Origin of the sequence: Aeromonas sp. QDB18 (genome assembly GCF_027705325.1) — a bacterium.
Classification (GTDB): Bacteria; Pseudomonadota; Gammaproteobacteria; order Enterobacterales; family Aeromonadaceae; genus Aeromonas; species Aeromonas caviae.
Genome location: NZ_JAPDBQ010000143.1, coordinates 1 through 10,812 on the forward strand (window position 1 = coordinate 1; position 10,812 = coordinate 10,812).

Consider the following 10,812-nt stretch of genomic DNA (forward strand, 5'->3'; position numbering starts at 1 on the left):
GCGCGAGCAGCTATCACCCAGTAATGGGAATCCCCCTCCTGTGACGCGAAGCGCTAAGGTGGGGGAGGATGTCAACAACCACAAATACGCCGAACAGCTGGAACGCTCCGGCTGCACCCAGGTGACCGAAGCCCAGGGCTGCGATATTCACAAGAGCAAGGCGGAAAACGCCAAGGCAGGATTTGGCACCGCCGCCCCGGCCGCCGACGGCGGATTGAACATGAGCTATGAGCAGAAGCTGGAGCGCTCAGGCTGTACCCAGGTGAGCGAGCTCAGCGGCTGTGACATCAACAAGAGCAAGGCCGAGAACGCCGCCGCCGGATTTGGCGCCGCCCCCGCAGCGGCCAGCGCCAGCCCCTACGCCGGCAACGGGGTCGCCACCTTCCCCGAGACGGGCGCCACGGTCGCGAACATCCGCATCGATGACAAGGATCAGGTGTGGGTCAACGACAAGCAGGTCAGTACCAGGAAATCCGACGGCGCCCTGGTGTTCAAGGAGGGCATGGTCATCTACACCATCCAGGGGGATCGCCGCCTCAAGGGAGAAGATGGCTGGGTCGACAACGATGCGGGCACCAAGGGGCCCATCGCGGCCAAATGACCCCGTCACCATCACGACAAGGGGAGCCGCGGCTCCCCTTGTCGTTTCTGCATGCCTGCAACCGACGCCCCCCTACCTCTTCTTCGGGAAGTCCAGCACGGCCACCACCGGCGAGCAGGACGGGAGCGCCGACCAGGAGGGGGCGTCGAAGATGAAGCGGGCGACGGCACAGGTCGGCATGCGAGTGATACCGGAGGAAAAGCCATGAGCCAGGTCGGTGAAGGCAGGATCATGACCCACCAGCAGTACGCAGGCGAGATCATCTGAAAGCGCCCCCACCACCCCGAGAAGGGTCCCGGCATCGCTCTCGTAGAGGCCCTCGTCGATGACGATGCGGTCCGGGGAATAACCCAGCTCCCCGGCAAGCAGCCGGGCGGTCGTCAGGGCCCGGCAGGCGGGGCTCGAGAGGATGAGATCGGGCTTCACCCCAAGGTGCGCCAGACGAGCCCCCATCAGGGGCGCATCGCGCAGCCCGCGCGCAGCCAGCGGACGAGCGCGGTCAGACAAAGACGCGTCTTCCCAGCTCGACTTGCCATGGCGTACCAGGATCAGGGTTCTTCTCATGACGCACTCCCTGGTTGATCAGGGCCACAGGCGGCCCCTCAGACAGCCCCCCGTTTGCCAGCATGAAGGGGCAGGAGCACCATGGTCAGCAGCACACCTTCTACCCCCCAGCCTACCTGTTCCCAGTGTACTGTCTCCCCGGTCAGCATGCCGGTGAGCAGCACAGTGGCGCAGATGAGGGTCCAGCCGGTCAGGTGGAGGAAGGACTCCCCCGGTAGCAGCGCTTGATCAGGATGGGGTTCAGGGCCATGGCCACACAGCCGAGCAGGTAGATGCGATTGCCGGGAGCGAGGCTGAAGGCAAAAAGCCCGATGAGGGGATCATCGGGCTCTGCGGCAAGGATCAGGGGCTCACTTCTTCCATGAAGACAAGTCGAAGGGGTTCGGCCAGCAGCTCGTCCGCCTGGTGGGCGAAAGCCTGGAAATACGCGGTCTCACAGTGGGCATCCAGGGCGGCCTGACTCACGAAGGCTTCCCGCATGTAGAAGGTACCGGGTTCATCCTTCAACTCGAACAGCACGTAATCGAGGTTGCCTGGCTCTTGGCGAGTGGGGCCAATCAAGGTAAGCAGGGCATCGCGAAGGCGCTCTCCCATGCCGTCACGGGCCTTGAGCACCGCGATCGATACCAGTTTGTCTGTCTCTTTTTTCATCCAGTTTTCTCCGTTGTACATCGTCAACACGCCAGAGAGTGCAACTTGGACAGCGATTTATACTGCCGGATGCGCCCCCATCAGACGTTGCCCAGTGTAGGCAGGACGGTGGGGGCCATATAGGGGGGCAGAATGAACACTGTGTTCAACGGGGTGGATAACCACGCCGTGCACGGAGGAACAAACGAGCGGGAGGGATCATGGCGCAAAGGGTGGCAACGGGACCCGCCAGGAGGCGGCACGGCTTGCGGCCCCCTGGTCCAGGCTAAGGGCCTGCAGACCAACGTTCAACGTCAAGGCAATAGGTGGTGAAAGGGTGTTCGCCCAGGCGCGTTTTCCTCACCCAGATGGCCCGTCTGGCGAGGGACAGATAAGGCGGGCGGGTATCCAGCAAGTGAAAGAGTATCGTCCGATGGCCAAGCTCCCTCGCCCACCCCATCATCTCGTTGAAAATCGCCACGCCGCTTCCCCAGCCGGCCTTGGCGAGCACGATGGCAAGCTCCACCCCCTCGTCATCGGGCTGGATACCGCACCACCCCGCCAGGGTGCCGTCGAGGAAGATGGCGCGCACGCGGCAACCTGGCCGGGCGTCAATTCCCAGCTTGTACGCCATCCAGTCGCGCACCCCGGCCACATCGAAAAGCGGGTGAGGGATCAGGTGCTTTCGCAGCGTCTCGTCGTTGAGCAGCGGCAGAAAATCCTCTGCCCTGACAGCAGAAAAGGGGCTGAACACCATGGAGGTCTCTCTCATTGCGCGAAGAGGCCCCCCTAGTAGGGGCTGCCATCCTTGTGTCTGGCTGACCAGGCACCATCGGCCCCCTGTACCAGGGCCAGATCGTCGTCGGGATAGTCGACGGTATCCCCTGGCAGCCTGTCCCCCACCTCGAGATAGACGGCGTCCACCTCACCGTGGTTGAGCAACTGGTGGGCCAGGCCGCTGCCCCCCTTGAAGCCGATGCACTCCCCCGGCGACATCCGGTACTCCTCCTCCCCGTGGCGCAGGGTGGGATTGCCCGAGAGTACATAGACGAACTCGTCCTGCAGGCCGTGATGGTGCTTGAGCGCCGAGATGGCCCCCGGTGCCAGGGTCGTCAGGTTGACCCCGAAATTGGCGAGGCCGAAATGATCCCCCAGCCTGCGCCGAGTGCGGTGCTTGACCAGGGAGGCAAAGGGCTCCGGATAGAGGGACTTTGCCTTGTGCTCGGGGATGGCCGTTGCCTGAATGGCACGCTTGTCAGTCATGTTCTGATCCTCCCTGTGAATGACGTCTCTCTTTATAGCCTGCGCCTTAGCGGCGAAACATGGGCAGGGGGTTGAAAGGGTGTCTCACACACCATGCCATGCCCGGTTGCCGCCAGATGGCAAAGACACCCTGTTTTTCGTTTGGCTATCTTAATGGCACACCGGAAAATGGGAAGTCGCGTTGGCGACCTCACCAATGGAATGAAGAAGATGGCCCGCGATCACTGGGAAATGCCCTCTTCCAGCGGCCCGGGTATGGAGGGGCACCGGCACATGCAGACCCGGTGACTAGAGCACCTCAATCCTGATCTTGATAAGCCCGGATCGGGGGTTGCCGATGGCGCTGAACGCCGCCCTGGAGAGATCGATGATGCGCCCGCGAGGGAAATTGCCCCTGTCGTTGACCCGCACCACCACGCTCTTGTCGTTGGCCATGTTGGTGACCCTCACCAGAGCGCCAAAGGGCAGTGTCATGTGGGCGGCGGTGTTGGCGTGGCGCTGGTAAGGCTCCCCGCTGGCAGTGCGTTTGTTGTGGTAGCGATCGGCGTAATAGGAGGCGAGCCCCGTCTCGCTATAGCCTCGCCAGTTGCCCGCACTGCCTGCATCAGGCTGGCTGCTGCAGGCCGCCAGCAGCAGGCACAGGGAGGCCAGCAGCCCTTTTTGTCGCGTCGTCATGCGTTGCTTCCTCGATGGGACAGAGCGACCAGCATCGCCAGTCGGGCTTCCGTTAACAGGGGCCTACTCTCTCATATTTCCCATGGAAAACGGGAGGCCCAGGCCTCCCGTTTTGCGTATCGCTCCGTCAGCCCCTGTCAGGGGAAGGGGTCAGGCGATGAGCTTGTCATCGGCGAAGCCAAAGCCGCGCAGCCCCACCACATGCACATGCTCGTGCTTGCCCTGCACCTTGCGGATGAGCTTGTAGGTGGTGCCCTTCTCGGGGCTGATGTTCTCCGGCGCCGCGATGAGGAGCTGCATGTCCTGCCGCTCGCACAGCTCGAACAGGGTGGCGATGGATTTGCCATCAAGCCGTGCCGCTTCGTCCAGGAACAACAGGCGGCAGGGAGCGATGTCCTTGCCGCGCAGACGGCGGGACTCCTCCTCCCAGCTGATGAGCACCATCAAGAGGATGGCCTGACCGGTGCCGATCGCCTCGCCGGTGGAGAGGGCGCCGCTCTCGGCCCGCAGCCAGCCGTCAGCCCCGCGCTGCACCTCGATCTCCAGCTCCAGGTAGTTGCGATAGTCGAGCAGCATGTCCCCCATCACCTGATAGTTGCGCTCCCCCTGCTCCACCTGCGGGTTGAGACGCTGGAAGAGCTTGGCCATGGCCTCGGAGAAGCTGAGCTCCTTGTCGGCGAAAAGATCGTTGTGCATGGCGCTCTGATCGGCGAGTGCGGTCAGGAGGCGAGTGTGGGCCTCGCGGATATTGACGTTGAGACGCACCCCGCGCACCAGACCGAAGGCGATGTTCTGCAGGCCCTGGTTCAATACCCGGATGCGGTTCTGCTCCCGACGGATGATGTTGGTGATCTTGGCCGCCACCTCGTGGGAGGAGAGGGACAGATGGGTTTCCCGCTGCTTGAGCTCGTCGGCGAGGCGCGCCAGCTCGATCTCCATCTCCTCGATGGCTTCCACCGGATCGTCCGAGCGGATGATGTCGTTGCGGATGCGATCTTTCAGGTAACGGTAGACCTGCACATAGAAGGCGACCTTCTGCTCGGTGCTGCGGTTGCCTTCCGACAGACGCAGCGCATCGCGCAGGGCCTCGTCGTGGGCCACCGCCACCCGCAGGGCGCCGAGGGCCTTGTCCGACATGGAGCGCAACTCGTCGCTGTCGAGGTACGCCAGCTCGCGCTTGTTCAGACGCTTCTCGACGTCGGTCTCCCGTGCCAGACGCACCACCCGCGACCAGCTCGCCTTGTGACCCACCAGGGATTTGCGGGCGCTGTAGTAATCCTTGCCTTCGAGCTTGAGACGACCGCCAAGGGACTCGATTTCGCGCTTGCACACCTGCAACTGGGCCTCGGCGCTGGTGCGGCGGGTCCGGGTGCGGATAAGCAGCTCTTCAATCTCTTTCTTGTGGGCACGGGCCTTCTCTTCCATGTCATCCGACAGGGTCAGCCCCATGGCCGCCAGCTCCTGCTCGAACTCCGCCAGGGTCTGCCCCTTGGCCGAGGCGCTGGAATCGAGCGCCGTGCGCAGTTGCAGCGCCTCGGTGTGGCGCTGGGTGATCTGCTTGTGCTGCTCACCGGCGGTGCGGGCGGCAAGCTCTGCCGCCTTGAGCTTCTCTTTGAGTCGCTCGCTCATCTCGGAGGCCTTGCCCAGCAGATCTTGCGCATCCTGATAGGCAAAGTGCGGCAAACGGGCCACCAGCTGATCGAGGGCGTAGCAACGGCGCTTCTGCTCGGCCAGCAGGTCGCTCACCTCGTCAAAGGCCGCCTGCAGGGCCGCCAGATCCTGGGGATCCTGGCGCAGCACCTGCACCATGGTTTCCAGTTTTTCCAGCGCCTTGCCGTGCCTGGCGATAAAGGCTTCGGCTGTTTTAAGGGCCTCCACATCGGCGTGAGCCGCCTCGAGGCGGGCCGCCAGGTCTGCCTCGGCAAACAGGTGGGCAAAGGGCAGCATCCCCTGCACCAGCTGGATATGGCGGGTCAGCTGGGCGGCGGCGGCTTTGGCATCACTCAGCTGCTTGTCGCACTCGGCGATGGTTTCTTGCAGCTTGCGCTGCTCGTGCTGCTTGGCCTGCACCTCGGCTTCGGGGTCCGGGCGGAAGGCGATATCCAGATGCTGGCCGATAAAGTCGCGGAAGTGGCCGTAGAGACGGTGGTACTTCTGCTGCTCGAAGGCGGCCTTGGCGTAGCCCTCGATGAGGTTTTCCCGCTCAAGATCGAGCTGCTCGATCCGTTTTTCCCGGGCGGCGCGGCCAAACAGCGGCAGCTCGGGGTAGCGGGAGAAGCGCACCTGACGTTTGCTGGTGCGCACCAGCACGGCGTCCCCCAGCTCATCCGCTTCCACCAGATCCTCGTCAAAGGAGTCGGGGTTGCCCTGGATGAGGTAGATATCTTCCGGGCAATCTTCCAGCTTTTTCAGCCGCTCGATGGCGCCTTCGAGGTCGAGCACCACCAGGGCGCTGCGAGCCGGGCCGTAGAGCGCGGAGTAGTAAGGGGCATCATCGATGGAGATGTCGTCATAGACGTCCGAGAGCAGCACGCCCCCCACCTGCTCGGCGATGCGGGCAAGACGCGGATCCGCCTCGCCGGCACCCAGCTGCAGGTTGCGAATTTGCATCTCCAGCGCCTGTTTCTGGCCCTGAATGCGGTTGCTCTCCTGCTCGAACTCCCGCTCCTTGTCGAGCACGCTCTGCATGCCGGAAGAGAGTTCTTCGGCGGTGGCCAAGGCCAAGCCACTCTGCTCGCGCAGTTGCTCGAGTTTTTCAAAGGATTTGAGCCAGCGCGGGGCCAGCTTGGTCAGTTCCGCGATATCGCGACCCAGCTGAGTGCCCTGATGCTCGAGGCTGGCGCGGCGCTGATTGGCCTCTGCCTGCTGCTCGGAGAGCTCCTCCTGGCGGGTGCGCTGGGCTTCGAGGAAGATCTCCAGCTCGTCCTGGCTGGCAATGTGCTGACCAGACGCCTGGGCCAGCTCGTCTCGCAGCCGCAAGAGGGTCTTCTGGCTTTCGCTCTCTTTCTCGAGGCGAGCCAGGGCGGCGCGCAGACCCTGGCCCTGGGCAATGCGGGCCTTGTCTTCGATGTGGCGCTTGAGCAGCCCCTGCGCGGTGGGCCAGGCAGCCTCGCGCACTGTCTCGGGGGCGATGCTGAGCAGCAGCGCCAGCGCCGCTTCGTGTTCGGCCACCGCCGCCTTGGCCAGCGCCAACTGCTGCTCGGCCCCCAGCACCCGGCTGGTCAAGCTCTGCTCAGCTGCGCGGAACTGATGCAGGGTGTCGCTCGCCTGTTCGGCGGTCAGCCCCGGCAGCTCGCACTGCTCGCGGGCGTTTTCCAGGGCCTGCACCGCCTGACGGTACTGGATGGCGCGGGTCTGCTGGATATCGAGCGCCTGCTGGTAGTCGGCCAGCTGGGTCTTGAGGCTGTCCACCTCTGCCTGGGCCAGCTCCTTGCGCTTTTCCACTTCCAGCAACTGGCCGTGGATCTCTTCCACCACCGCCTGCTGCTGCTCCAGCTTGTCGTTGAGCTCCGCCAGATCGGCGCGATAGAGGGCAATCTTCTTTTGCAGCGCCACGGCCGCCATCACCTTGGCCAGGTGCTCGGCGGCGGACTCCAGCTCGTCGGTCAGGAGCTTCTCGCGGTTGGTGAGCTGATCCACCTCGTCCGCCAGATAGATGGCGCGCTGCTTCTCCTCGGCCAGCAGACGACGCTTGCCGGCGAGCTCAGAGCGTGCTTTGAGGGCCAGCTCGGAGAGGCGGCTCTTCTCGGCGGCGCCCCGCACATACTCCGCGGCCACATAGTGGGTGGTCTCGGTGATGAGGTTCTTGAAGAGATCCCGCTGACCCTGGGTCTCCTTGATGGCTTCCAGGGTGCGGCGGTTCTCGTAGATGGCCGCCTCCATGTCCTGGAACGCCTTGCGCACCCCGGAGTTCTCCGGCAGCAGGTATTCACGCAAGGAGCGGCTGATGGAAGACGAAATACCGCCGTAGAGGGAGGCTTCGATCAGGCGATAGAACTTGCCGCGATCCTTTTGATCCCGCAGCTTCTTCGGGGTGATGCCGAACTCGAACATGAAGTTGTGATAATCGGTCACCGTATTGAACTTGGCGACCTTGATGGCGCCAAGCTCCGCTGCCGCCCCCTTCAGATCGGCGAAGGCACGTACCCGGCCCTTGCCGTCGTCGAGCTTCTCCAGCAGCAGATCCGTGGGCGCCAGGTGCTCGGGCACATCCACCAGGGCGAACGGGGTGATGTTGACCTTGTTGTCACGGTTGGCCACCTGTTCGAGGTGCACACCGACCCAGATCCGCTGCTCGCGGCTGTTCATCACTTCCAGCAACGAATAGCAGTGGCCGCGCTGCAGCTTGCCGTAGAGCCCCTTGTCGCGGGAGGCACTGCTGGAACCCGCTTCAGTGGTATTACGGAAGTGAAGCAGGGACTGGTCGGGAATGAGGGCCGCGATAAAGGCCGCCATGGTGGTGGACTTGCCCGCGCCGTTGCCGCCGGACAGGGTCGTGACCAGCTGGTCGAGATCGAAGGTGCGGGCGAAGAAGCCGTTCCAGTTGACCATGGTCAGGGATTTGAATTTGCCTCTCACGCCACACTCTCCATCAAACCGGCAGACACCATCAGTGCCGGCACATTAACGTTGCAGATCATCTTCCACCTCCAGCTCCAGCTGCTCTTCGTCCAGATCCTCTTCGATATCCTCGAACAGGGAATCGCTGCTCGGCATCTCGTCATCGTGGAAAATGGCCTCCCCTTCCTGGATCATCCGCAGTTGCACCGCGCGGGGATCCTCGTCGGAGCGCACATCGGCGGCGAAGCGGAACACGGACTCGTTGACCCGGAATTTGTCGCTGTTGCCAAGGGGGGTGATCATCCCGAGGCGCTTGAGGCGACGCATGGAGGTGCGGATCTTCTCGAGCAGCTTCTTCTTGTCCAGATCCGTGCCGCCGGAGCGGCTGTTGACCATGCGCAGCAGTTGCTTCTCGTCCGCCAGACTCAGCACCTCTTCTTGCAGCTCGCTCATGGCGAACACCCCTTCAGAGGCGAGGCGATCCGGGCTCAGGAACAGATAGCAGAGCACCTTGCCCACCAGCATATCGAGCTCAGATAGCACTGTTGTTCCGATGTCGGCGCTCGGGCGCGGACGCAGGTAGAAGAAGCCTTCCGGCGCCTTGATGAGTTCCACCTGATAGCGGCCGTAGAAGATCTCCAGCTCCTGGTGGTACTCCACCAGGGCAGAGTGCTGCTCGAATTCGTCGGCACTGATGTGGCGACCGGAGCGCAGGGCGGTGTCGATGCGCGGAAACAAGGGGTTGGCGATGGCCTCTGCGAGGCGCAGGGGCAAGGGGAATTCAGTATTGATCGATGACATAGGCCTGAACCTTGGATCCAGCTTGGTTGATGGGTTTCCATGCGGGTTGGCGGTGGTGCTCGCGCTCACCGCTGGCATGGCCGAGACGCACGGCCTGATCGATCAGGAGGCGCGCCACGTCGAAGTGGGCATGGGCCGGGTAGTCCAGCAGGTATTCCCGCAGCACGTCGGCAAGATCCAGCCGATCTCCCTGCTCCGGATAGCGGGCCAGGTAGCGCTCGATGCGCTCCGCCAGCTCCTGGTTGATGTCCACCATCTCTACGTACTCCATCTCGAGGGGCACCTCGCCGGTCACCTCCTCGTCGTGGATGGCGATGGTTTCATCCCGCAGCTCCAGCAAACGGGGCTCTTCGGCCACCCGCAACAACCAGCTGTGCTGCTCGAAGTTGCGGATGGATTCCCGCAGCCGCTGGCTGAAGGCGCGGTTCTTGTCCATGTCGATGGCGTTGCGGATGAACTTGTGGACGTGCCTGTCATAACGGGACCAGAGCTCGATGCACTGCTGGCCCCAGGCGGTGATGACATCCAGACGCCCCTGCAGGGCGTGGGTCAGCTCCTCGACGTGGAACAGATCATCGCGCCCCTGGGCCGCTTCCTGAATGTTGAGCAGCCCCGCCTGCAGGCGGTGGCCGGCGGCGTCCAGGGTGTCCTGCAACTCGCGCAGGGTCTGGCCGGTCTCGTGCAGGAGCTTCTCGCAGCTGTGGATGGCATCGACCCAGTTCTGGGTCAGCAGGGCCGCGATCTCGCTCTTGACCTGGTTTTGCTGCTCGTCCATGGCGCGCTGGGTGAGATCGATGCGCCCGAGCGTCTCTTCCAGGGAGAAGGAGAGACGCGGCAGCACCTCGGCGTCCCACTGCTCCCGGGTGTTGGTCTCGAGCGCCGCCTTGCGGGCGGTGTCGAGCTCGGCCGCCAGGTGCTCGAGCAGGATGGAGAGCTTGATGGAGTCCACCTGGCGCTGATCCATGAAGAAATCGACGATGCTCATGCCAAGGCGCGACAGGCGGTAGAGGCTCTCCCCCGCCACCATGTCGGTGGTGAAACGCGACAGCAGTTGCTGACGAATGAGATCGTTGATGGCGTTGTTGGCGCGACCGGTGAGGGTCTCGTCCATCTGGCCGAAGGCACTGCTGACATAGCCAAAGGCATCGTGCAGCGCGGCCTCCGAGAGATCAGACTCGTCCTCGGAGAGCGTCTTGATCGCTATCAGAAAGGCCAGCCTGTCGGTGGGGAGGTTCAGCGCCAACCCCTCCTGTCTGACCCATCCCACCGTCTCTGGCAGGGTACGGGATGTACTCATCATGACGTTATCATCGCCTCCCCATAATCATTTGATAACTAACTAAAACAGCCAGCAAAGCCGCATCACTCCTGAAGTTAACCTGTTTAAGTTGTCCAATACAGTACAATAAGAACTGGTACCATCCAGCCAAATTGGTACCATTGTTGGTGCCATCCGATCCGATGGTACCAACAGCGAGCTGAGACAATGAAGACGAAAGCCCCACTCACTGCAACCAAGGTTGCCAACGCCAAAGAAGGCACTCACGCCGACACTCTGGGGCTTTCCCTCGTCGTCACCGCCACATGCAAGAGCTGGCGATTCAAGTACTACCAGCCGATCACCAAGAAGCGGCAAAACATAAGGTTCTTCGCGGGATCTTGGGGAAGTGGAAGTTGACAGACAGGGTGCTGGTAAACTGGCTGTCTCCAAACACACC

Annotated in this window: 10 protein-coding genes; 2 read left to right on the forward strand and 8 right to left on the reverse strand. The window is 62.9% G+C overall.

Annotation, left to right across the window (positions count from 1 at the left end):
* Positions 1 to 40 precede the first annotated feature (40 nt).
* Positions 41 to 601 (forward strand): hypothetical protein, encoded by a 561-nt coding sequence (locus OKC30_RS17265; RefSeq protein ID WP_080988556.1) that lies wholly within the window; start codon positions 41 to 43, stop codon positions 599 to 601.
* Between the two features lie 72 nt (positions 602 to 673).
* Here the strand turns inward: OKC30_RS17265 and OKC30_RS17270 are convergent, their stop codons facing one another.
* The 8 genes from OKC30_RS17270 to mukF form a co-directional block, all read right to left on the reverse strand.
* The gene (locus tag OKC30_RS17270; protein WP_052816250.1) at positions 674 to 1,165 is read right to left on the reverse strand and encodes a SixA phosphatase family protein; all 492 of its coding nucleotides are present in this window, start codon (positions 1,163 to 1,165) and stop codon (positions 674 to 676) included.
* A 342-nt stretch (positions 1,166 to 1,507) separates the two neighbouring features.
* Positions 1,508 to 1,816 (reverse strand): putative quinol monooxygenase, encoded by a 309-nt coding sequence (locus tag OKC30_RS17275; RefSeq protein WP_210557670.1) that lies wholly within the window; start codon positions 1,814 to 1,816, stop codon positions 1,508 to 1,510.
* A 265-nt stretch (positions 1,817 to 2,081) separates the two neighbouring features.
* On the reverse strand, positions 2,082 to 2,567 hold the full coding sequence (locus OKC30_RS17280) for a GNAT family N-acetyltransferase (protein WP_151027443.1): 486 nt from the start codon (positions 2,565 to 2,567) through the stop codon (positions 2,082 to 2,084).
* A 17-nt stretch (positions 2,568 to 2,584) separates the two neighbouring features.
* Positions 2,585 to 3,058, reverse strand: coding sequence for a cupin domain-containing protein (locus OKC30_RS17285; protein WP_039040728.1), 474 nt, complete (start codon positions 3,056 to 3,058; stop codon positions 2,585 to 2,587).
* A 288-nt stretch (positions 3,059 to 3,346) separates the two neighbouring features.
* Positions 3,347 to 3,733, reverse strand: coding sequence for a septal ring lytic transglycosylase RlpA family protein (locus OKC30_RS17290; RefSeq protein WP_270665049.1), 387 nt, complete (start codon positions 3,731 to 3,733; stop codon positions 3,347 to 3,349).
* Positions 3,734 to 3,883: 150 nt separating this feature from the next.
* A complete protein-coding gene (gene mukB / locus OKC30_RS17295) occupies positions 3,884 to 8,311 on the reverse strand; it encodes a chromosome partition protein MukB (RefSeq protein WP_270666779.1) in 4,428 nt (1,475 codons plus the stop codon).
* A 45-nt stretch (positions 8,312 to 8,356) separates the two neighbouring features.
* Complete coding sequence (mukE, locus tag OKC30_RS17300) at positions 8,357 to 9,094, reverse strand: chromosome partition protein MukE (RefSeq protein ID WP_069651314.1); 738 nt, start codon at positions 9,092 to 9,094, stop codon at positions 8,357 to 8,359.
* Positions 9,075 to 10,394 carry a chromosome partition protein MukF gene (gene mukF / locus OKC30_RS17305; RefSeq protein WP_039040724.1) on the reverse strand — a complete coding sequence of 440 codons (1,320 nt, stop codon included), beginning with the start codon at positions 10,392 to 10,394 and terminating at the stop codon, positions 9,075 to 9,077. Before mukF ends, mukE begins: the two co-directional genes overlap by 20 nt.
* Before the next feature lie 186 nt (positions 10,395 to 10,580).
* Between mukF and OKC30_RS21545 the strand changes: the two genes are divergently transcribed.
* Entirely contained in the window at positions 10,581 to 10,772 is a 192-nt protein-coding gene (locus OKC30_RS21545; RefSeq protein ID WP_442865590.1) for an Arm DNA-binding domain-containing protein, read from the forward strand.
* Positions 10,773 to 10,812: the final 40 nt, after the last annotated feature.